Origin of the sequence: Mesorhizobium captivum (assembly GCF_033977165.1) — a bacterium.
In the GTDB taxonomy this organism is placed as follows: Bacteria; Pseudomonadota; Alphaproteobacteria; order Rhizobiales; family Rhizobiaceae; genus Mesorhizobium; species Mesorhizobium captivum.
Genome location: NZ_JAVIJB010000051.1, coordinates 1 through 22,325 on the forward strand (window position 1 = coordinate 1; position 22,325 = coordinate 22,325).

Sequence of the window (22,325 nt, forward strand, 5' to 3'; positions counted from 1 at the left end):
TCGTGCCGCCGCCGTTTGCCGCCGATTCGATCATGGAGGCGGCGGATGCCGGGATAAAGCTTTGCGTGTGCATCACCGACGGCATCCCCTCGCAGGACATGATGCAGGTCAAGCGCTACATGCGCCGCTACCGCTTCGAGGACCGCATGCGCCTCGTCGGCCCGAACTGCGCCGGCGTCATCACCCCCGGGCAGGCGCTGATGGGCATTATGCCCGGCAACATCTATCTCCCCGGCCGCGTCGGCATCGTCGGCCGCTCCGGCACGCTGGGTTACGAGGCGGCCTCGCAGATGAAGGCGCTGGGCATCGGCGTCTCGACCAGCGTCGGCATCGGCGGCGATCCGATCAACGGCTCCTCCTTCAAGGACATTCTGCAGCTCTTCGAGCGCGACGAGGATACAGACGCCGTGGTGATGATCGGCGAGATCGGCGGCCCGCAGGAAGCCGAAGCCGCGATCTGGGCGCGCGACAATATGCGCAAGCCGCTGATCGCCTACATCGCCGGGCTCTCAGCACCGAAAGGCCGCCGCATGGGCCACGCCGGCGCCATCATCTCCGCCTTCGGCGAGTCGGCGCAGGAAAAGGTCGAAATCCTGAAGGAAGCCGGCGTCGTCATCGTCCCGACGCCCGCCTCCTTCGGCGAGGTCGTTGCCGACACGCTGGCGCGGACGAAGAAGGCGGCGTGAGCGTGGGCGGACGTCTGGTCGGGTATCCTGGCCCGTCGAAATCGCCGTCAACATCGCGGACCGCTGCTGCCAGCCTGGCGGTTTCGCATGGTCGCTTGGGCAAGGTTGGGGGATCCAAATGAAGCCGCGTATCATTGTAACCCGACGTTGGCCGGCCAAGGTGGAAAAGCTTCTGACGGAACGGTTCGATGCGGTACTGAATGCCGATGATGTGCCGTTGACGCCAGCAGATTTCGCGACGGCGTTCCAGGCCTATGACGCAATCCTTCCCACCGTGAGCGATCGACTGCCTGCCTCAGTATTTCCGCCCGAAGGCTGTCGCACCAGGTTGCTCGCCAACTTTGGTGTCGGTTTCAGCCACATAGACGTGGCGGCTGCTCGAGACCGCGGCATTGCCGTCACCAACACACCGGGAGTACTGACGGATTGCACGGCCGACATTGCGATGAGCTTGCTCCTGTTGGTGGCACGCCGTGCCGGCGAGGGTGAGCGACAACTGCGCGCCGGTGCCTGGAAGGGATGGTGTCCAACCCATCTCATCGGCACGAAGGTTTCAGGCAAAAAGCTCGGGATCATTGGCATGGGACGCATCGGCAAGGCCATGGCGAGCCGGGCGCATTTCGGCTTCGGCATGGACGTCGTCTTCTACAATCGTTCCAAGGTCGACGACGACGAGATCCGGTTGATCTCTGCCCGGCAACTTCCATCCATCGAAGCCGTGCTGGCGGAGTCCGACTTCGTCTCGCTTCATTGTCCAGGTGGAGCCGAAAACAAGCATCTGATTGGTGAAGCAAGGCTCTCAGTCATGAAGCCGACCGCTTTCCTCATCAATACGGCGCGCGGGGATGTGATCGACGAGACTGCCCTTATCCACGCGCTCGACAAGGGGGTGATCGCTGGAGCCGGGCTCGACGTCTACGCCGAAGAACCTGCAGTGCCCCGCGGCCTCCTTGCTCGGGAAAACGTGGTTCTGCTTCCCCATCTTGGCAGTGCGACTACCGAAACACGAGAGGCGATGGGCATGAAGGCCCTCGAGAATCTCACTGCCTTCTTCGAGGGCAAACCCGCTCCGGATCGGGTGGTGTGACTGTGGCGCCTGCGACGGCGCTGATGGATCTCCGTAAACAGGCGGTCGACCTGTTTCGGACGGGCGTCGCTGCGGCCGAGCCCGGCCCAGCGGTTGCCGCTGCGCTGGCACGACACTCTGACAGACTTGAAAAGGCCAGGCGCGTCACCGCTATCGCCTTTGGCAAGGCAGCTTGCGCAATGACTTGCGCGGCATTGCCTTTGATTGGTGGCAAGCTGCATAAGGCTGTGGCCGTCACCAATGCCGAAAATGCGGTGGCGATCGATGGCGCGGCGGTTATCACGGCCGGGCACCCCCTGCCAGATCAGGGCAGCCTCGACGCAGGCTGTGCCGTCGAGAGTCTTGCCCGATCGGTGGAGCCTGGCGACCTTATTCTCGTACTCGTCAGCGGTGGCGGCTCGGCGCTGTTGTGTGCTCCCTCCTCCGGGCTGTCACTGGCTGACAAGATCACGCTCAATGAAAACCTCATCCGTTCGGGCGCCGACATTCGGGAAATCAACACTGTCAGGCAGCATTTTTCGCGCCTGAAGGGTGGACGCTTGGCGCAATTGGCATCGAGGGCCGACGTATTGGCGCTCATTGTCTCGGATGTGCCCGGCGATGACGTTCGCCTAGTGGCTAGCGGCCCGACAGCCCCGCTCTACGCCTCCGTTTCCCACGCGCACAGTGTGCTTTCGAAGTATGGTGTCGACTTGGCGTTCAAGCAGGCTCTTCTTTCGCCGGATGAGCGCTTTTCAGAAGCGATATTCGACCGCATCGAGAATGTGGTCGTCGGCTCCAACCGCATCAGTGTTGAAAGCGTGACGGCAAAAGCCCGGCAACGCGGCAATCATGTCATAAAGGCCGCCGACTGGTTGTCGGGCAATGTCCGTGACGCCGCCCGCACGCTCCACGGTATCGCAATCGAACATGCCGGCCACGCAGGACCGGTGGCAGTGATCGCCGGCGGCGAGACAACGGTCGAGGTCTCAGGCACAGGCAAAGGAGGACGCAATCAGGAAATGGCGCTGCGGTTCGCGCTGGCCAATGAAGAGAAAGCGATCCGCCGCACTTGGGTGTTTCTGAGCGGCGGTACCGATGGCCGCGACGGCCCCACCGATGCGGCCGGGGGTATCGTCGACGCCGGGTCCACGTCCCGGATCCGCAATTTCGGTCCGGAGCCCGCCGTCTTGCTAGGCAACAATGATTCCTATGCAGCGTTGGCAATGTCTGGAGATTTGTTGATGACTGGCGCTACCGGCACCAATGTCGCGGACCTGCAGATATTGTTGATGCAGTAGCATTCCTCGCATCCACGCCGATGGAGCGATGGACAATCGAAATTGAGGGCATGCGGGTGCGGCGCCGCAGTCAGGCGGGGCCCTTCGTCGTTTTCGGCAATCGTTGAGTAATATCTCTTCCGAGGACAGCGCCTACGACCAAGCCAGCGCCAGCGTAGCGCGCTTGGCTCATGCCGCGAAAGGCCCAATCCAGCAGTGCGTCGATCTGGCTGATTGTACTAGAAGGAAAATTAAATTCATGCTAGGAATTTCATGACGGATTGCTGGCAGGGATCGGATGCCGAAACGTTGTTGAAGCAGCAAGTGGTCAGCCAACAGTAGAGGACTGCAAGTAAGAGGGCGCAAGAGCTACGGCCGGCAACGCGCACGAGTGCCGCCGCGTCGAAGGTCAGCGCCGAGGTGTCGGGACTTAGGTGGGTCAATGCCCGAAAAGAGCAGATTCAGGATCTTGATCGGCGAGCGCAATCCGCTCGTGGTCGCCGCCCTTGGGGATATGATCTCGCGAGACGGCCGCTTCGATCTCGTTGACAGCGTCCAGGCCGGCGAGGCTTTTCTCCGAGCGGCGGCAGCCACACCCCCTCAGTTCGACGTCGCCGTGCTCGGGTGGAAATTGTCGGACATGGATGCCGTCGGTGTTTTGACAGCGATGCAGCGGCGCAGCCTGCATGCGCGCCTCGTGATCTTTTCCAACGATCACGACATCGCTATCCTCAAGCAGTGCGTACGCCTGGGCGTCCAGGGGTTCTGCTATCAGTTCGACGACCCGGCGATCCTTTTCGACACTCTGGTCGCGGTCGCCAATGGACGAATCTGCGTCCCTTACCTGGACGTCTCCAAAATCAACGACACGCCGATGTCGCGGCTCACGACACGTGAACGCGAGCTGCTCTCAGTGCTGGCTGACGGCTGGACCAATCTGCAGATCGCGACCCGCACCGGGATTTCCGAGAATACAGTCAAGTATCACCTCAGGAACCTCTACGACAAACTGGACGTCCGCAACCGGGCGATGGCTGTTGCGCTCTACGCCGGCGAGAGAAACCGCGGGCGCGTTTGAACTCGCCGTTGAGGATTTTCCATGGCCCGCATCGGCCTTGCCCTCTCACTGGCCTTGGCAATCCTGAATTCGGGGCGGTAGGTCACTCGGTCGCCGATCGCGAAGCCTGTCGTCCTTGCGCTATTCACGGCTGCCGGGCGGCTTTGATGCAAATCGCGACCCCTGTGGCTTATCCAAGGAAAGACTGAGCGCTGCGCTCACCTTCGTCGGTTCGCGTCAGGGGTAAGCGGGAAGGGCGTCAGGGTCTGTCCGCGCAGCGCACAGGGGCATCGCAAGCCTCGCTGCGTCAGCATAAAGCATCCGTCCTGAGGCGCGAACTAGATCCCTGCCGATGATCGCCTCCAGCACACCTTGTGTTCTGAGCGGCATCAGATCGGTGCAGTCGCTCATCCTGACGAAAACGCTGCTGATTGGCATGGCGACGCCGTGGATCGGAATGAGTGGCTCTTCAGCTTTCTCGCTCCATTCCTCGAGCGCCTCGAGCGCTTCATGAAAAGCGTTCTGCAGGGTGATCGGCGCATGCCCTTCAAAGAGATCCGGAAATACCTTGTGCATATCCATGTCCAAGTCTCTTCCTGAGGTCCCCCATGAAACGCGCCGAGCTGGCGCGGTTATGGAATGTGAACCCCTCGGTCCAATTATCTCGCTTTATTTCCTATAAGGCAACATATTTGCATAAGAGTTAAGCAGTGTCTAGCTCCGAATCGCGCTGGACCAATGCTGGCAAGATCGTGATTTATGGTCCATTCGGTGGTCCCAGGTTCGGCCCTGCCGACCATCATTCGGTTGGTGCTCCAACCCACCCGAACGAATGGCAAATCTACCCGTCCGGGCGTTTTCAAGAAGGCGGAAAATCTATCTGCTTCCAGATGGAGAAGCCCGGGATGTCCGCCTCGTTCGGTTGGCTCGGGACAACGCTTGGAAGAATGGGTGCCGCTGTGGACGACAGCAGACCGCTTAGCTGTCACGAGGATGTCAGAAGTCTTCTGTTCAGGCTGCTGACCTCTGTAGTCAGCGAACGTGAGCCCGGCTTAGCCGGGGTTCTGACCGGGCGCGTTAGCCTTGACACTCTCGCCGATGATCAGCGCATCCCGGCGCTCCAGGCGACCGGTATATGGTTCCAACTCGTCGCTATCGCCAACGAATTGCTCGCGATGCGTTCACGCCGAGAACTCGAGCAGATGGGTGGCGCGGACGAGGTGGTTGGCTCCTTCGCCAATGTCGTCGGCGAGATAGCCGCCGCCGGCTACCCGGCCGAGGAATTGCAGACCACCCTCGACACGCTGAATGTCGGGCCAACCATGACCGCCCACCCGACCGAGGCCAAGCGTGTCACCGTTCTCGAAATTCACCGGCGCATCTATCGCAAGCTCACCGAGCTCGAGCAGCAGCGCTGGGCGCCGCGGGAGCGCGAGCAACTCATTGACGACCTCAGGAGCGAGATCGAGCTTTTGTGGATGTCGGGCGAGTTGCGGCTTGAGCGGCCATCGGTCGAGAGCGAGATCTCATGGGGCCTGCATTTCTTCCGGGAAGTGATCTTCGAGGCGACTCCGAAGATCTATGATGCCGTCGAGGAGGCGTTTGCCCGCCACTACCCGCAATACGACATCGAGGTGCCGTCCTTCATGCGCTACGCGTCGTGGATCGGCGGCGATCGCGACGGCAATCCGAATGTCACGGCAAAGACGACGGTCCGGGCGCTCACGGAGTGCCGTCATGCCGTCATTGGCTGGTACATCCAGCAGGTTCGACGGTTGGTCACCGTGCTCAGCGTCAGCGCCAATGTCGTCGAGATCCCGGAAGATTTCACCAAGGCGCTTGCCCAGGCGCTGCACCGGACCGGTACAGCTCGCGAGATTGTGGCGCGCAACCCGGGAGAACCGCTGAGGCAGTTCGCGGCCGCGATGCTGGATCGCTTGCGGGCGATGCTCGGTGAGACCGTGGCCAAGCCGTATGCCCGCTCAGAGTTGTTCAGGATCGACCTGAGACATGTCGAAACGGTCCTTGCCAAACTGGGCGGCAACCATGTTGCGCGGCGCTTCGTCCGCCCTTTGCGTCAGCAGGTCGAGACCTTTGGTTTTCGCACAGTTGCATTGGACATTCGCCAGAACTCGACGGTCGTCAATCGGGTGCTGGCCGAGCTCTTCAGGCATATGGACGGGGATCAGGCGCCGACGCCCGACACGCCGCAATGGACGAAGCGCATCCGAACAGCACTCTCCACTGGCGAACAGCTTATCGTCGAACCGCAGTTGCTTTCGGATGAGGCGCGTGAACTCCTCGACCTCTTCGATGTCATCCGCGAAGCCTCCTCCGGGCTGAACGGAGGTGCGATTGGCGCCTTCATCTTGAGCATGACGCGGTCTTCAGAAGACCTGCTGGCTGTTTACGTGCTTGCGCAATATTGCGGTATGGCCACCGCGCTCGACGGCAGCGGCGCGATTGCCCTGCGCGTCGTGCCGCTGTTCGAGACCATCGCCGATCTGCGCGCGGCCGCCGATGTTCTGGATCAGCTTCTTTCGGTCTCGATTGTGCGCCGCTCCGTGCGCGATTTCGGTAACCGGCAGGAAGTCATGCTGGGATACTCCGACTCCAACAAGGATGGCGGGTTCCTGGCTTCGAACTGGGAACTGAACAAGACGCAAAGGCGTATCCACGCCCTCAGTCAGAAGCGCAAGATCACGATCAGCTTCTTCCACGGCCGCGGCGGTTCCGTCAGTCGAGGCGGTGCGCCGACCGGTCGGGCGATCGCTGCCCAGCCTGCCGGCACTGTTGCCGGTGTCATGCGCGTGACAGAGCAAGGCGAGGTCGTGTCGTCGAAATTCGCAAATCGCGGCACAGGTCTCTACCAGCTCGAGATCCTGGCCGCGAGCGTCTTGGCCCACAGCGTCAAGTCACACAACGAGCCTGAGTTAAAGGAAATCCCTGAGTTCAGCGAGGCTCTGGAGGCTTTGACCGGCATGTCGCAGGCATCCTACTCGGGCCTGATCAATGAGCCGGGCTTCATCGATTATTTCAATCAAGCGAGCCCTGTCGAAGAGCTGTCGCTGCTTAAGATCGGCTCGCGCCCGGCCCGCCGCTTCGGTGCTCGGGACATCTCCGACCTGCGCGCCATCCCTTGGGTTTTCGCCTGGAGCCAGAACCGGCATCTGCTGACCAATTGGTACGGCATCGGCAGCGCGCTAAATTCCTTCCTCGCTGTTCGCGGTAGCGCAGGGCTGGAACTGCTCAAGCAGATGTTCGAGCGCTCGCGCTTTTTCCGCCTCATCGTCGACGAGGTCGACAAGGGACTTTACCAAACCGACATGGAGATCGGTCGGCTCTATGCTGGCTTGGTGCAGGATCCCGAATTGTCGGAACGGATCTACCGCAAGATTGCCGCCGAATATGCGCTCACGCGCAAGACCATTGCCGAGATCAACGGCGGCCTGAAGGTCTCAAAGCGCTTCCCCGCCTTCAAGCAGCACTTCGATCGCATCAGACCGCAGTTGGACGGCATTCATCGATTGCAGGTGCAGCTCTTGCGCGAGGTCCGTGCCCAGGACGGCTCGACCGCAAAGCCCAAGCGTGCGGTCAACGCGCTGCTGCTTTCGATCAATTGCATTTCGACCGGCCTGGGCTGGACCGGATGATCACAATATTGGCGCTGCGTCGCGCCGTATGGGAGGAGCTTCATGAATATTTCGACCAAGCCTGACACCGGCGCAGCAAGCCGGTTCTTCCGCGCAGGCGTAGCTGTCGCAGATCGTGCCGTCAGCGACGCCATGCAGCGGGAGCTCTCTCGTCAGCGCAACGAGATCGAACTGATAGCTTCCGAAAACATCGTCTCCAGGGCGGTGCTTGAGGCACAAGGTTCGGTGCTGACCAACAAATATGCCGAGGGCTATCCCGGCCGTCGTTACTATGGCGGCTGCCAGTTCGTCGACGAAGTCGAGGATCTGGCGCGCGACCGCGCCAGGACGCTGTTTGGGTGCTCGTTCGCCAACGTGCAGCCGAACTCCGGCAGTCAGGCCAACCAGTCGGTTTTCATGGCGCTGATGCAGCCTGGCGACACCTTCCTGGGGCTTAATCTGTCCGCCGGTGGGCATCTCACCCATGGCGCGCCGGTCAACCAGTCCGGCAAGTGGTTCAATGTCGTCTCCTACGGGGTTCGCCCCGACACTCATCGCATCGACCTCGATGAGGTGCGCGATCTGGCGCGCAAGCACCGGCCCAAGGTGATCCTTGCCGGCGGTTCCGCCTATCCGCGCACCATCGATTTCAAAGCCTTTCGCGAGATCGCCGACGAAGTCGGCGCCAAACTGTTCGTCGACATGGCGCATTTCGCCGGCCTCGTGGCGGGCGGCGTCCACCCCAATCCCCTCGACCATGCCCATGTGGTGGCGACGACCACACACAAGACCCTGCGCGGCCCGCGTGGCGGCACGGTGCTGTCCAATGACGAGGAGATCGGCAAGAAGATCAACTCGGCGGTGTTCCCCGGCCTCCAGGGCGGACCGCTGATGCACGTCATCGCCGCAAAGGCCGTCGCATTCGGTGAGGCGCTGGCGCCCGAATTCAAGCTCTATGCGGCAAATGTGGTGTCAAACGCCAAGGCATTGGCCGAGACGCTGTCCGAAGGCGGCGTCGATATTATCTCGGGCGGTACCGACACGCATCTAATGCTGGTCGACCTGCGTCGAAAGGGTCTGACCGGCAAGGCAGTCGAGGCAGCACTCGGTCGCGCCCATGTCACCTGCAACAAGAACGGCATCCCGTTCGACCCGCAGGGACCGATGGTGACGTCGGGCATCCGCCTAGGCACCCCGGCCTGCACCACACGTGGCTTCCTCGTAGAAGAATTCCGTCAGGTCGGACGCCTGACGATGAGCGTGATCGATGGGCTGGCTGCAAATGGCGAGGCCGGCAACGCAGCAATCGAGGCGGCTGTGCGCGAGGAAGTGCACGATTTGGTCAGCCGATTTCCGATCTACGAGTGACCCCTGCCGGAGCAGGAACTGCGTTCTTGCTGATTAGACCGGCATGACCCGGCCTCGCATTTAACCGGTTGATGGATCAGCGCCGGAAGCTCTGATCGCCGAGTGCAGTTCCGCCGGGAACCCGAGGCGGCTTTGCAGCTTTCGGCGGCCGCCCCGCGCATCCGAAAAGGCGTGGCCCCCAAACCCTGTCGGGACGACGGCGAACGCGTGGCGCGCGAAGGCAACCCATATCCAGGTTCAAATCTGTTCAGGAGCATCACTGCTTTGCTGACGCCATCCACTATCTGCATCGCGTCGCTTGACACGAAATTAACTTTGCCAGATATTCCTGTTGGGAAATTAATATTCCCATCCGCAAAAGCGCAACAAAGCCGAAAATGGCCGCCTGGAGGAGAACAGATGGAAGCAACAATCAGTAGTCGAGCTGGCGAGCTCAGCCTCAACCAGCGCATCGACAAAATGCACGCTCGCGATCGCGCAGGCCTGTTGGCCTTCGTCATCGTGCTATGGGGCACACTTCTTTTCGCGCTGTTCAGCGTCTGGCCGTACATCTCGATCCCCGCCATGCGCATCATCCTGTCGGTCGCATGCGGACTGGTGTTGGCGTTCAACACGGCGGCCATTGTCGCCATGCTGCGCCACTATGAGGAAGACAAGCATTTCATCTACGGCCTTGACATCAAGCATCTTGACGAGATGCGCAGGCGCCGGGGCTAAGGAGCTAGCAAATGGCCTATCAACCTCCCAAACAGGGCCTCGCCGGTCAGGTCTTCGACGTCTTTACCCTGCTCGTGCTGACGGTGGGCGCCCTCTATTTGCCCCTTTACCTGGGCTTTGCCGGCGCCGCCAAAACGCCTAACCCGATCGCCAATCCGACCTGGGAAGCTCTCGGTCAGAATGCGACTGAGGCCAAGCAATGGGCGGCGATCGGAATTGCCGACCCGGCTGCGGCGAACGATATCATCACCGCCCGCTTCGACTACAGTTTCAACTGGGCCCCGCTGATCGTCATGGCGGTGCTGGTGATTGGCTATTTTGTCTTGGTTGTGCGGCTTTCCGACAGGGAATACCGCGAAGTGATCGAAGAGCGCTTCGATCCAAAGCGGCGATAGGGGAGGCGGTCATGGATGTCTGGAACATTCTTGAATACCTGGCCTGGGCCTTGTCAGCCATGTTCGGTGCTCTGATGCTCATCAATCTCATTCGCATCGACACCACCTACGATGACGAGTTGCTGACCTCATCACGCGAAGGCGAGATCGAGGTCACGGCCGAGCGCCACCAGATCTGAGGGACGGAAATGGCAAACGCGACTATAACCGCACCCGCAACCGAGCGGCTTCAACTCCTGCGCGTTCTTGGCCCCGCCCATATCTGGGCGCTCGGCGTCGGCATCGTGCTCGTCGGCGAATATATGGGCTGGAACTTCTCTGTCGGCAAAGGCGGGATGATCGCCGGGCTCGCCGCCTGCTGGGTGGCTGGTCTGCTCTACACCTGCGTGGCGATGATCGACTCCGAAGTGACGTCGACCATTGCCGCCGCTGGCGGCCAATATGCTCAGGCCAAGCACATCGTCGGGCCGTTGATGGCCTTCAATGTCGGCCTGTTCCTTGTCATGGCCTACACCATGCTCGAGGCGGCCAACGCGATAACCGTGGGCTATCTGCTCGACACGGTCGCGGGGATGATGGGCCATACCGGCCTCAACCAGAAGCCGTTCATCATCCTTTCCATCATGTTCCTGGCATGGCTCAATTTTCGCGGTGTGCTGGCCACGTTGACCTTCAATCTGGTCATTACGGCCATTGCCTTCCTGGCAATCATTGCCCTGTTCGTCTCGGTGCAACTCGGTGCCTCCGCCGTGCCGATGGACTTTTCGGCGATCACGACATCTCCGCTTCCCTATGGCTGGATCGGCATCGTCGCGGCTCTGCACTTCGGCCTGTGGTATTATCTCGGCATCGAGGGAACCTGCCAGGCCGCCGAGGAAGTGCGATCGCCGGCGCGTTCGCTGCCCTACGGCACCATGGCCGGCATCATGACGCTGCTGATTGCCGCGACCATGACCTGGTATGTCTGCTCAGGCCTCCTGCCTTGGGAATATCTCGGTCAAGCCGGAACGCCGCTCTTCGACGCCGCGCGCGTCACGGGCAATGCCGGTTTGATGGTGCTCCTCTTCGTCGGCACAATGTTCTCGACGCTCGCCTCGGCGAACGGATGCATCAACGACGCCTCGCGCGCCTGGTTCTCGATGGGGCGTGACCGCTACCTGCCGAGCTGGTTCGGCGCGGTGCACCCGGTCTATCGTACGCCGTACCGGTCGATTGTATTCCTGGTTCCCATCGCGCTCATCTTCGCGCTTGGTGCGCCGCTCGACCAGGTCGTGACCTTCTCGATCCTGTCGGGCCTGCTCGGATACACCTTCATGACCTTCAATATGGTCATGTTCCGGCGCAAATGGCCGCTCGACACGATCAAGCGCGGCTATGTGCATCCGCTTCATCCGCTGCCGGTGATCGTCCTGCTGACGCTATGCGCCGCGGCCTATTTCGCGGTGTTCCTCGGCTACGGCACACAGCTCAGCGCGATGATGTGCTTCTACATCGTGGCATCGCTCTGGTTCCATTTCCGGCGCTACCAGTTCGTGCGCCGGGGTGACCAGTTCACCATGCCCTGGCCGAAGCCCGCCGGTTATTGAACCCGTTAGACGTGGCGGCATGCCTTCCGCGCCGCCACGTCCTCATCAAGGCGATCTCGAATGATCACCACAATCGCTCTTGCCGCATTTGTCGCCGCTACCTGCGCCTGGATGGGCAAGCGGGCGATCAGCGACCATCGTGCCATCCTCGCGCAGCGCAGGGGGCTTCTTGACGAGGCGGCGACGCTTTTTCTAGACGTTCGGATCACTTTCGCTCCCGACCAGTTTCCCATTCTCGTCAGCAACCTTGAGGACGGCAGGCAGGTCCGTGTCGAACTCCTTGCCGACACCATGGTGACGCGCCGACTGCCGCAGCTCTGGCTCAGGGTGACGCTAAGCGAACTTCGCGAGCGCAACCGGCCAGCGATTGGCGCGCTCGCCCGCCCGACCGGCGCTGAATATTATTCGCTCGTCCACGACTTGCCTGAGTGGATGGCGCCACCGGAGATGGACGCTTCGCTATTGATGCGGGGCGACGGTCGCGCCACTGCGTGGCAGGTCGAGCGTGCCGCAACGATGTTCCGCAGCCTCTTTTCCGATCCGGGCGTGAAGGAAGCCGTCATTTCACCGCGCGGCACCCGGGTGATCCGTCAGGCCGCCCAGGGAGAGCGCGCAGCACATCTATTCCTGCGGCAGATCCGCTTTGCCGTCGCAACGATTTCGACCGACCTCGTCAGCAAGGCGGTCACGGAGGCGAAGTCCTTGAGCGAGGCGATGGCTGCGAGCGAGGCCACCATTCCAGTCTACGAAGCCGCCTGAGGTCGTCGATGGCCAAGCCAATCAATCCTTACCTGGTCCTTGCTTTGGCGATACTCTTCCCCGGGGCGGGTCACTTCGCTGTACGCGACGCAAAGCGCGGGCGGGCGTTTGCTTTCTTCGTGCTTTTCTTTTCGGTGATCAGCTACATGACGACAACACCGGATCAGTCGTACATCGGTCGACATGCGTTCGGGTTGTTCGTATGGGCTTTGTCGATCCCGGACGCCTATCGTCGGGCTCGGATCCTGGCGACGGCAGCAGCAAGCGGGAGGCATCACAGCCGTCTCGCTTGAGCGAAGATATTGCGGAATTCGCTCCGGTTCATTGGCACCACTCAAGCGTGCTGGCTCGCCGCGAGGCCAACATCTAACGTTCTCCTGACAGTCGGCTGAGCGGTGGCACAGTCTTCGAAATGCTGAAGGCCAGAGGGAGCCACCTGATTGCTGCGCTTGTCTTGATCGCTTTCAAGTAAGCCCGAGCCGGACAAGGTGGCGAACCACCGGCGAGAACACCTCCTGGCCGATATAGGATCCAACATTCGTCCGCTCGAAGAGTGTTTTGGCGAGGGTAGGATCTTCGACAACGGGAATGCCGGCCTGGCGTGCCTGAGCGGCCATCTCGTTGGCGGCGTGGTCCCGGCCCTTGCCGACGATCGTCGGCACGGGCGTTTCGCCCTTGATGTAGCGAAGCGCCACAGCGCGGTCGCCGGACACAAAGACGATGACCGCGTTTACGACGCCGAGCCTCGCGGGCTGCATCACCGCCTCGCGCCGCTGCCGCTGCTGCTCATGCCGGATCAACGGATCTCCCTCGAGATCCTTGTGTTCGCGCTTGTACTCGGTGGTGGTCATGCGCATGTCGCGCAGGAACAGCCAGCGCTGAATGGGGACGTCGATCAGGCCTATGACGACAAAGGCGAGGGCGGCCGCCACTCCAAATGGCGTCAGCATCGCCTGGACAACCGGCTCGAGACATGAAGACCCGCAGCCTGGCGCATCGAAGAGCGGCTGAAGCCATGCGGTCAGGATGAGTACGAACAGGCTCGCCAGAAACACCACCTTGGCCAAGCCCTTGGTGAACTCGATGACGTTGCGGAGCGACAGGATCTTCTGCAGGCCCTTCGCCGGATTGATATGATCGAATTGCGGTTTGAGCGGCTCGAACGAGAAGACCGGCCCGAACGTTCCCAGCATGCCGAAGACAGCGGTGAGCGCCACGACGATCGCGACCATCGGCAGGGTTATGAGCATCAAGGTCCAGAGCCAATGGCGCATGGCTCGCATGCTGACCTCCGCGAATGTGCTGCCGGGTTCCGTCACGATCCGCACCAGCTCCGAAACGTGCTCGACGAGCATCGGCCAGGCAAAATAGAGGTAGGCAAGAGCTGCAAGGAGCGTGAAGCCCGAAACCAGGTCGCGGCTCTGCGGAACCTGACCTTTCCGCCGGGCGTCGCGAAGCTTCTTGTCGGATGCCGGTAGTTTCTTTTCCTCAGCTTCTTCGGCCATGTTGCAATCTTATCGCACTGGTGTGGTTCCAGCCGGCCGACGTCCTGTGTAAGGTTGCGGCGGGCTTGAATACGGAGAGGTGGATATGCGGCAGCATGTCGTATTCTTGCCAGTCGTCGTCATGCTGGCATTGACCGGTTGTCAGACGACCAAAACCGATACCGACAAGGCGAAAGCCCAGGCTCCGTCCTCGCAGTCGGAACGCTTGATCAAGCTTGCGGACGATATCGACGCGCGCGGAGACAGCGATACCGCAATCGCGCTCTATCAGCGCGCGGCGGCGATGCCGGACGCTATGCCGATCGCGCTGGTCAAGGCGGGCGAGGCTTACATGCGGGCTGGCTATCCTGACGAAGCCGCCAAGGCCTATCAGGCGGCGCTTGCCAAGGCTCCCAATGACGGGCAGGCCATGCTCGGACTTGGCTCGGCGATGATCGAGACGGGTGATGTCAATGCCGGCATGCGCGCCCTGGCGCAGGCGGCGCCGCTGGTCAATACCAGCAGCGCTTACAACCGGCTCGGCGTGGCGCAGACATTCGCGGGCCAGACCGCCGAGGCGCAAGCGACCTTCGCGCAGGCGTTGAAGCTGGCGCCAGGCGACCTCGATATCGAGACCAACATGGCGCTGGCGGCCGCGCTCGAGGGCAATTCCTCCGCCGCGCTTCCGCTGGTTCAGAAGGTCTCCGCCGCACCCAACGCGCAACTGCACCACAAGCGCAACATCGTGGTGGTGTACGGACTTCTTGGAGAAGAAGACCAGGTCAAGGCTTCGCCGCCGATCGGCCTGACGACCAAGGAGGTCAGCACCTTGCTGGCGCGTGCCAAGGCCATACGGACCAAGGGCAGCACGCAGGCCAGAGCCAAGGCGCTCGGATCTATCCTCGGCTAGAGCAATTCCAGAGAAAGTGCGTAACGGTTTTCCGTCCGGAATTGCGTAAAAACAGATACTTGGAGCGGCTCGGCTTTTTCGTGAAATGCTGAACCGCTTCGGCGGGCGGGACCGTGAGGCCCGAAGGCGGCTTCTATCGAGCCCGCTGCCAATATGGCTGGTGGGAGTAGGGCTGGGTGGGCAAAGCCGCATCTGCCGCTACTCGACAGGCAGTGTTGTCTGCGGCGCCGGCGGCGCGCTGTTGGCTCCGCCGGTGGGAGCTTCTTCACCGTCGAGGTAGCGCCGCGCCGCCCTCGCGCTCGGCGCGGCCGCCGCTTTCCCCATCTGCCGGCCTTCGACCAGGTCGCGCTGGCTTTCGGCCATGCGCTGGAGATTGTAGGCGTTGGCACAGCCAGGCGGCAGGTGGGAGCCGACGCCCGAGACGATCGTGAGCTTGGTCGCCGCCGGCGTGTTGTCGTCGTCGGCCGGCTCCGCCAGACAAGCGTTGGGAGCAAGGACGGAGCTTGTGACGCCCTTTTCGGAACCGCCGGTATCGGTCGAAACATAGCTGTAGCCCGGAGAATAATCCTGCGGTTCCCGCGGGCTGTTCATGCAGCCCGACAAAAGCAGCACCGGGAAAATGGCGTAGCGGGCAATGGGCGACGTCATGGCAGTTCCCCTTATTTGACGATCAGGCCCATCGCGGAGGCGTCATTGACACGCTTGCGGCTGTGCCGCTTGGGCGCCGCACGATCGAGCGGCGTGGCAAGACTGTCGCGCACGGGCGCGACCAGATAGGGCGTGATCAGGATGACCAGTTCCGTCTCTTCGCGCTGGAAACGCTGTGACTGGAAAAGCGGACCAAGCACCGGCACGTCGCCGAGAACCGGAAACTTCTCCAGGTTGCGCGAGGTCCGTTGCTGGAAGAGTCCCGCGATCGCGAAGGTCTGGCCGCTTGCCACCTCGACAGTCGTGTCCGCTCGTCGCACCACGAAACTCGGCATGGCAAAGCCGTTGGCGCTGACGGAGCCGGCATCCGACAGGGAGCTGACCTCCGGCTGGACATGGAGCGCGATGCGATTGCGCCCGATCAGCGTCGGGGTGAAGCCAAGCGACACACCGAAAGGTTTGTATTGAACGGTCGTGACGTCAGACCCTTGCGCGATCGGCACCGGAATCTCGCCGCCGGCAAGAAAGTTCGCGGTTTGACCGGTCACGGCAGTCAGGTTCGGTTCGGCCAGGATCTTGACGACGCCGTTGCGCTGCAGCGCTTCGATGAGGACATCGAAGTTGATGCCGTGCGACTGGTCCATGTGCAAACCGAAATTCCCGTCGCCGGAAGGCACGCCATTGTCCTGGAACATGTTGAATTCGAAGCCGCCGCTTTTGTATCCGACAGACCAGTCGACGCCGTAGGACTGCAGCTCGGTACGCGAGACTTCCGCGAAGCGAACCCGGATATTGACCTGTTGCGAACCCTGAACGGTCATGTTGTTCAAAGGCGGCTGCTCCGGCGGCGAGAAGGTGCGTGCGACATTGTCGAGGTCTCTTGCCTCATCGATGCCCCGTGCTTCGCCTGTGGTGACGATGCGGGTTCCGAAGATGTGGAGGTTCGTCGCCGAGTTCGGCTGCATTGCGTGCTTGGCCTCATTGGCCGGCGTGACATCGGGCGTGACGCGGAATTGAGCCGTTGCCTCGATCTGCTCGTCGGCTTTGACCGCAATGAGATTGGTCAGGCCGGGCTTGAGCCCGAAAACATAGACCAGGCTGGGTGAGACGATTTGCAGATCTGCGATCGTGGTGTCCGCAATCAGCACGGATTCGACCGGTTCATTGAATCGCAACAAACGTCCCTGACCGACAGGCAAGTCGAGTGTCGGCTTGCTCGGCAGAGGCGATGCGTTCTGCGCTGCGGCGTCGGCAATCAAAGACAAGAACGCCAGCAGAAAGCAGGCCGCCGCGACAGCGAGCCAGCGCACCTCGATCCGCCTGGCGATAGCGGCGGATCGGACGCCTGCGGCGGTATCGTGGATTGTCATGCCGTTCCTCTCCTGAGCATGTGGATTCCCCCGATGTCTCCCTGCACCCCGGCGGCATCATGAGGTCGCTTCTTGCCCGGCATTCGCCTGAGCCGCCGGAAGAGCATGGGAGACATTGCGCGCACGCTCTTTGCCGGAGCGGCCGGCGATCGTGGCCAGGGGCTGGACGTTGAAATCCTGCGCGAGTTCCTGGAACGACAGAACCGGAAGCTCGATGGCATTGTGCGCGAGCAGGCTTCGCATGTGACGGCGCACATCCATAGCGGCGAGCACCACCGGCGAGACGTCCTGGTCACTCTGCGACAAGGCTCGCTCGATTTCGGTGACCAAGGCCTGCGCGCCATCGTCGGAAAGGTTCAGGAACGTTCCGGTCGAGGTGTTTTGCACCGCGCTTCGGAGGGTGTCCTCGGCCGAACGCTGCAAAACGTACGCCGCTATGATGTTGTCGCGGCCAGCGGCGCGGAAGCTGATCTGGCGTTTCAAGGACGTACGGACATATTCCGTGAGCAGAACGACGTCCTGTTCGCGTTGACCCCATTCGATCAACGCTTCGAGGATCAGGCGCAAGTTGCGGATCGGCACGTTCTCATCGACGAGCCGCCGAAGCACCTCCGCGACCTTCTGCAGCGGAACGATCTCCTGTGCCTGTCTGACCAGGTCCGCGTAGTCCGGCTCCATCTCCGACAGGAGCTTGCGGGTTTCCTGGATTCCGACGAAATGACCGGCATAGAGGCGAAGTGCGTTCGCGGTCCATTTCGCCGCCGTTTGCACGGGCGTGGAGAAGCCGAGTCCGGCTTCGTTCAATGCCGACACCTGGTGGATGTCGACCCATGTGAACTTGCGCCGACCGGAAATCGAACGACCTTTTTCGTAAGTCACCTCGAGCAGATCGAGATGCATCGGATCCGCCTCGACAAGGACGCGGTCGGTCGGAATTTCCGCATCCAGGATGGGTGCTCTCTCCAGATCGATCCGGATGCCTCGCGGCGGAAGCGTCCCGTCGACCTGAAGGCCGATAGGTGGAACGTCGATGCCGAGATCGCCGTAGAGTTCCTGGCGAACGCCATCGGCAAGCGCTGTAAAATCCGGCTCGGTGACCTCGCGTCCGAGTTCGGCTCCGAGGCGCACGATAACGCGGTAGGAAGAAGGCAGGGCCGCGACGGGTGTCGCTGGAAGCGATGCCGGACTTCCCGGCCGTTCGGCCGCAGCAATCTGGCCGATGTCGCCGGGCTCCGGTTCCCGGACGGTGCGGCGGTTGATTGCATTGGCGCCGGCGCCAAACGTGGCGCCGAGGACGAGGAAGACGATGGAAGGGAAGCCCGGCACCATGGCAAGGCCGATCATGATCACTGCCGCGAGCGCGAGCGCGCGGGAGTCGCGCAGGAGCTGGCTGGTTATCTGCCGACCGAGATCGCCTGTGCCGTCGGCGCTGCCGACGCGCGTCACCATCGTGCCGGCTGCCACGGCGACGAGCAGCGCCGGTATCTGGGCGACCAGCCCGTCGCCCACCGTGAGCAACGAATAGGTTGCGGCAGCCTCTCCCAGCGACATATCGTGCTGCAGCGTTCCGACGGAGAAGCCGCCGATCAGATTGACCAGAATGATGACAATGCCGGCAATGACGTCGCCCTTGACGAATTTCATGGCGCCGTCCATCGCGCCGAACAACTGGCTCTCGCGCTCGAGCTGCCGACGCAGGTGACGTGCCTCCGCCTGGTCAATGTCGCCGTTGCGCAGCTCCGCGTCGATGCTCATCTGCTTGCCGGGCAGCGCGTCGAGCGTGAAGCGCGCGGCCACTTCGGCGACGCGTTCGGCGCCGCGCGCAACCACGATAAACTGCGCGACCGTGATGATCAGGAAGATGACGAGGCCGACCGCGATGCTGCCGCCGACGACGAAGGCGCCGAAGGCGGTGATGATCTCGCCTGCATCGGCCTGAAGCAGGATCAGTCGCGTGGTGGTGATCGTGATGGCCAGCCGGAACAGCGTGGCGACGAGGATGACCGACGGCAGCGAGGAGAACTGCAGCGGATGAGAGACGTAGAACGAAGCCAGCAGGATGAGCACGCTGATGGCGATATTGGCGGTGATGAGGATGTCGACGAGGAACGTCGGCAGCGGGATGAGCATCATCACCACCGCGACCAGCATCAAGAGCGCAATGACCAGATCGCTGCGGCGGGACAGCCTTGCCAGGAATTGCAGAAGGCGCTCCGAGATGGTCATTCGGCACCTCGTCGCGACAGAAAACTTCGCATGGCGTCGTGCGCCTCCGTCTTGCGGCCGGCGGCCAGCAAAGCGCGGCTCTTCAGCAATCCGAGTGTCGGATGGTCCATTCCCTCCAGGGTCTCCAGCCGAGCGATTGTTGCGAGCGCCTTGTCGGCCTCGCCGTCGAGGATGAGCAAATGCGCCAATGTCCGCAGCACGCCGGCATTTCCCGGCGAAAGCTGCGCGGCGATGAGCAGGTACGCCGCGCCTCGCTTTGCCTGCCCGTGACACCCGTAGAGATAGCCCAGGACGTGCAGCAGCTGCACCGTGTCACGCGGATCAGTCAGGTCTCGATTCCTTCCTGCATCCTGCCAAGCAGATCGCGATGACGCTGGATTTCATCCTCCATCAGCGTTCTGGCGAGGGCCTTGAGTTGTTCGCCGCCGTCGAGATCCGGAACCAGCTGCGTCACGAGATGCTGGAGAATGGATACGGACCGACGCAGGACGGCTGGCTCGGGAATGGCGGGCATCACGAACTGGACGAGCATCTCATCGAGTGATTCACCTGCCGAATCGCGCGCGGGCTGGAATTCTGCGGTGTCGGGCCTTTCCGTGCCCGCGACTGATTTCGCCCCCTGGGCGCGGCTCGTGGTCCTGCCGATGCCGTTCATCCGGCGCCGGTAGATTGCCTGGCCGTGCGCGCCTTCGGCCTGCCGCAATTCGCGGCCTGCGGCGGTGTCCTTCGCTGCCGTGTCGAATCGCGGCCCTTCAAGCCGGCGGTTCACGGATATTTCAGCGCGACCGTGGCGCCGCCCTTGGTCAGAACAAGTTCCGTCTCGCCGATGTGCTTGATGGTCCAGCCATCATTGGTGAACGCACCTTCATGATAGCGGGCGCCATCGGCGGCGATGACGTAAGGCCGCTCGCCATACCAGATCGCCTGCAGCGTCAGACGCGGGGCCTGTTCGGCATTGCCGGTCATGACGTTGGAGACCAGGGGGGTACGTGCGCCGAACGCCTGATCGAACCAGGATTGCGTTTCCGTCCAGGCGCCGCTCTTGTCATTCGGAACAAGACCGGTGACCACCAGGCGCCCGGGCGACCGCTGGACGGTCAACGTGCTTATGCCGGATTGCTCGAGACGCTGCTTGAGCTGGCTTTCCGCTTCGGCACCGCTTTGCATCTGTTCGGGCGACGAATCGTCCATCACGTTCCGACCTGTGTCGCCAGCAAAGGCCACTTTGGTCAATTCGCCGCCCGGGATGGAGGAGGTCTTCTCGCCAAGATCCGGCTTGGCGAAGGAAAAGCCATTCGCTGCGATGGAGATAACGAACACGGCAAAGAGAACCGCGCCCGCAACGAGGAAGGGACGATTGGAGAGCGACCAGCGATTCGGCGCCCGCTGCGGACCGGTGAGTTGAATACGGGCATCGCCGAGCGTTATAGCGACCGGCAGTCTGCAACGGCTGCCATGGCCCTCGCGGATGGTCTCGCCCGTGGCGAGCGTCACGTCGCCGCCGACTGCCTCGATCTCGATCTGGCCGCCCTTGCGCCGCAGTCTGGCGTGGGTTGGCGCTATGCCAGCATCCCTGAGGACAATATCGGACTCCGTGCTCGAGCCGATCGTATAGAGAGGATCGATCAGACTGAGTTCCGCGCCGGCGTGAAATCCATGAATGACGCTGAGCGAGATGGAAGATCCGGATCCAGGGACGGATACGATCATCGAGCGGACCCAGCGTGCCGGGTTCAAGTCCCCGGACCCACCGATGGAATTAGCGGTCATGCCACTTCATCTCCCGCCGATATGATTTGAGATCCAGTCTCGGTCCAAGTCGAAGGACTCGTACGCCGCCGGTTGCTTGCGGCGGCGCATGGGGCTCCAGAATCCCGCTTAGGCCTTTTCGGCCGACTCGCCGAGCGTCTTGGCGGTGCTCATCAGCATGTCGTGCTGGGATTTCGCGATCTCTTTCGTGATCTCCAGTCCAAACATGCGCTCCTGTTGCTTGATCATCTTGTCAAGGTTCTGTTCCGGCGTTCCGTTGGTGCCGGATGTAATGGGAGGGGTCGCAGCCATCATTGTCTCCTTGAGGGACTATTCAGGTCGCAGCCTGCGGAGCCGCATGCAGCGTCCCGGCAGGTTGCCAAGGCAACTTAGGGCAGCGCGATCCAAAATGAAAGTCCATTTGGAATGCATGAACCAATTCGGTTCCAACTGTTGCATTGCCGGACTCCGCGGAGTAACCTTCAAATCGGGTGAATGGGGTATATCAGGATGGAAAAAGGTCCTTTGGCCGAGCTGTTGGTCGAACGGTTCGAGAACATGCCGCCGCAATTGAGGGTCGCCGCGCGTTTTGTGCTGGATCATCCCAAGGATGTCGCGCTGATGTCCATGCGCGAGCAGGCGCATCAGGCCGGCGTTTCGCACAGCACCATGATGCGGCTGGCGCGGTGGCTTGGACTGGATGGCTACGAGGACATGCGCAGCCTCTACGCGCGGGCGTTGCGCGAAACGGCTGCCGGCGGGCCGGCGCGACAGGGCGTCGAGAAGGAAGGCGCTTCGGGATTTTCGACTGCCGGCGTCGTTGCCGACAGTATCGCGGCCCAGATTTCCAGCCTTGGCGAATATGGCAGCGCGATGCAATTCGTCGCCGCCGCCGATCTCGTCGCAAGGTCAAGCAACCTGTTCGGCCTAGGCCTGCGCTCCGCGTGCCCGGTGGCGAGCCATTTCGTTCAGGTCATGTCGTTCCTGGCCGGCAATGGCCGCAAGGTGACGCTTGTCGGGGATATGGCCGGACAGGGGCTGGATGCGCTCCGGCTTGCGGGAGACGGCGACGTGCTGCTCGCGGTCGGCATGGCCCCCTATGACCGTACGACGATCGAAGTGGCGCGCCAGGCGGCCCGTCAGCGCGTAGGCGTCGTGGCAATAACCGACAGCAGCGTGTCGCCGCTGACGCGTATCGCGCAGGAAACGATCATCGTCACGTCAAGTTCGCAGTCGTTCTTCCGAAGCATGGCGCCGGCATTCGCTGCCGTCGAGATCCTCGCGGCGCTGACGGCGACGCGGTCTGAAGCCAATGCTGCGGAACGGGTAAGACAGTCGGAAGAGCAGCTTGCCGCTTTCGGCATTTATTGGAAGCCTCCCCGGTAGCATCTG

23 protein-coding genes are annotated in these 22,325 nt (G+C 62.0%); 14 read left to right on the plus strand and 9 right to left on the minus strand.

All coding sequences use genetic code 11. From position 1 onward, the window contains the following. From RFM40_RS29230 to RFM40_RS29245, 4 genes are all read left to right on the plus strand, one after another. Positions 1–686: succinate--CoA ligase subunit alpha (locus RFM40_RS29230; protein ID WP_320278718.1), on the plus strand; the 686-nt coding region annotated here is incomplete at its 5' end. Between the two features lie 118 nt (positions 687–804). Further along, the gene (locus RFM40_RS29235) at positions 805–1,773 is read left to right on the plus strand and encodes a 2-hydroxyacid dehydrogenase (protein WP_320229865.1); all 969 of its coding nucleotides are present in this window, start codon (positions 805–807) and stop codon (positions 1,771–1,773) included. 23 nt (positions 1,774–1,796) lie between these two features. Continuing rightward, positions 1,797–3,053, plus strand: coding sequence for a glycerate kinase type-2 family protein (locus RFM40_RS29240; RefSeq protein WP_320278719.1), 1,257 nt, complete (start codon positions 1,797–1,799; stop codon positions 3,051–3,053). Between the two features lie 421 nt (positions 3,054–3,474). Continuing rightward, positions 3,475–4,110, plus strand: a complete 636-nt coding sequence (locus tag RFM40_RS29245) for a response regulator transcription factor (protein WP_320278720.1) — start codon at positions 3,475–3,477, stop codon at positions 4,108–4,110. Between the two features lie 216 nt (positions 4,111–4,326). Here the strand turns inward: RFM40_RS29245 and RFM40_RS29250 are convergent, their stop codons facing one another. Next, positions 4,327–4,671 (minus strand): BRA0787 family protein, encoded by a 345-nt coding sequence (locus RFM40_RS29250; RefSeq protein ID WP_320223502.1) that lies wholly within the window; start codon positions 4,669–4,671, stop codon positions 4,327–4,329. Positions 4,672–5,036: 365 nt separating this feature from the next. Here RFM40_RS29250 and RFM40_RS29255 point away from each other — a divergent pair, with 365 nt between their 5' ends. The 8 genes from RFM40_RS29255 to RFM40_RS29290 all read left to right on the plus strand — a co-directional run bounded on the left by RFM40_RS29255 (position 5,037) and on the right by RFM40_RS29290 (position 12,839). After that, positions 5,037–7,742: a phosphoenolpyruvate carboxylase gene (locus RFM40_RS29255; protein ID WP_320278721.1), complete on the plus strand. Its 2,706-nt coding sequence runs from the start codon at positions 5,037–5,039 to the stop codon at positions 7,740–7,742. Between the two features lie 42 nt (positions 7,743–7,784). Continuing rightward, positions 7,785–9,089: a serine hydroxymethyltransferase gene (gene glyA / locus RFM40_RS29260; protein ID WP_320229861.1), complete on the plus strand. Its 1,305-nt coding sequence runs from the start codon at positions 7,785–7,787 to the stop codon at positions 9,087–9,089. Between the two features lie 399 nt (positions 9,090–9,488). After that, positions 9,489–9,806 carry a hypothetical protein gene (locus RFM40_RS29265; protein WP_320223499.1) on the plus strand — a complete coding sequence of 106 codons (318 nt, stop codon included), beginning with the start codon at positions 9,489–9,491 and terminating at the stop codon, positions 9,804–9,806. Between the two features lie 11 nt (positions 9,807–9,817). Then, positions 9,818–10,201, plus strand: coding sequence for a hypothetical protein (locus RFM40_RS29270; RefSeq protein ID WP_320229860.1), 384 nt, complete (start codon positions 9,818–9,820; stop codon positions 10,199–10,201). An 11-nt stretch (positions 10,202–10,212) separates the two neighbouring features. After that, positions 10,213–10,380: a hypothetical protein gene (locus tag RFM40_RS29275; protein ID WP_320223497.1), complete on the plus strand. Its 168-nt coding sequence runs from the start codon at positions 10,213–10,215 to the stop codon at positions 10,378–10,380. A gap of 9 nt (positions 10,381–10,389) precedes the next feature. Continuing rightward, a complete protein-coding gene (locus tag RFM40_RS29280) occupies positions 10,390–11,787 on the plus strand; it encodes an APC family permease (RefSeq protein WP_320229859.1) in 1,398 nt (465 codons plus the stop codon). Positions 11,788–11,847: 60 nt separating this feature from the next. After that, complete coding sequence (locus RFM40_RS29285; protein ID WP_320229858.1) at positions 11,848–12,546, plus strand: hypothetical protein; 699 nt, start codon at positions 11,848–11,850, stop codon at positions 12,544–12,546. Positions 12,547–12,554: 8 nt separating this feature from the next. Beyond that, positions 12,555–12,839 (plus strand): hypothetical protein, encoded by a 285-nt coding sequence (locus tag RFM40_RS29290; protein WP_320229857.1) that lies wholly within the window; start codon positions 12,555–12,557, stop codon positions 12,837–12,839. Positions 12,840–13,010: 171 nt separating this feature from the next. Here the strand turns inward: RFM40_RS29290 and RFM40_RS29295 are convergent, their stop codons facing one another. After that, the gene (locus tag RFM40_RS29295; protein WP_320229856.1) at positions 13,011–14,051 is read right to left on the minus strand and encodes an EscU/YscU/HrcU family type III secretion system export apparatus switch protein; all 1,041 of its coding nucleotides are present in this window, start codon (positions 14,049–14,051) and stop codon (positions 13,011–13,013) included. Positions 14,052–14,136: 85 nt separating this feature from the next. Between RFM40_RS29295 and RFM40_RS29300 the strand changes: the two genes are divergently transcribed. Then, positions 14,137–14,940: a tetratricopeptide repeat protein gene (locus tag RFM40_RS29300; protein WP_320229855.1), complete on the plus strand. Its 804-nt coding sequence runs from the start codon at positions 14,137–14,139 to the stop codon at positions 14,938–14,940. A 198-nt stretch (positions 14,941–15,138) separates the two neighbouring features. Here RFM40_RS29300 and RFM40_RS29305 read toward each other — a convergent pair whose 3' ends face one another. The 7 genes from RFM40_RS29305 to RFM40_RS29335 form a co-directional block, all read right to left on the minus strand. Beyond that, a complete protein-coding gene (locus RFM40_RS29305; protein WP_320223491.1) occupies positions 15,139–15,588 on the minus strand; it encodes a hypothetical protein in 450 nt (149 codons plus the stop codon). A gap of 11 nt (positions 15,589–15,599) precedes the next feature. Further along, positions 15,600–16,958, minus strand: coding sequence for a type II and III secretion system protein family protein (locus RFM40_RS29310; protein ID WP_320274016.1), 1,359 nt, complete (start codon positions 16,956–16,958; stop codon positions 15,600–15,602). 57 nt (positions 16,959–17,015) lie between these two features. After that, positions 17,016–19,184 (minus strand): type III secretion system export apparatus subunit SctV, encoded by a 2,169-nt coding sequence (gene sctV / locus RFM40_RS29315; RefSeq protein ID WP_320278722.1) that lies wholly within the window; start codon positions 19,182–19,184, stop codon positions 17,016–17,018. After that, a complete protein-coding gene (locus tag RFM40_RS29320) occupies positions 19,181–19,492 on the minus strand; it encodes a tetratricopeptide repeat protein (protein WP_245464636.1) in 312 nt (103 codons plus the stop codon). Before RFM40_RS29320 ends, sctV begins: the two co-directional genes overlap by 4 nt. Before the next feature lie 17 nt (positions 19,493–19,509). Then, positions 19,510–19,953 carry a hypothetical protein gene (locus RFM40_RS29325; RefSeq protein ID WP_320229852.1) on the minus strand — a complete coding sequence of 148 codons (444 nt, stop codon included), beginning with the start codon at positions 19,951–19,953 and terminating at the stop codon, positions 19,510–19,512. After that, the gene (locus RFM40_RS29330) at positions 19,950–20,954 is read right to left on the minus strand and encodes a SctD/MshK family protein (RefSeq protein ID WP_320229851.1); all 1,005 of its coding nucleotides are present in this window, start codon (positions 20,952–20,954) and stop codon (positions 19,950–19,952) included. The genes RFM40_RS29325 and RFM40_RS29330 overlap by 4 nt, the downstream gene beginning before the upstream one ends. Before the next feature lie 108 nt (positions 20,955–21,062). After that, positions 21,063–21,245: a hypothetical protein gene (locus RFM40_RS29335; RefSeq protein WP_320229850.1), complete on the minus strand. Its 183-nt coding sequence runs from the start codon at positions 21,243–21,245 to the stop codon at positions 21,063–21,065. A gap of 213 nt (positions 21,246–21,458) precedes the next feature. On the opposite strand from RFM40_RS29335, the gene RFM40_RS29340 reads away from it, so the two are divergent. Beyond that, on the plus strand, positions 21,459–22,319 hold the full coding sequence (locus RFM40_RS29340) for a MurR/RpiR family transcriptional regulator (RefSeq protein WP_320229849.1): 861 nt from the start codon (positions 21,459–21,461) through the stop codon (positions 22,317–22,319). Positions 22,320–22,325: the final 6 nt, after the last annotated feature.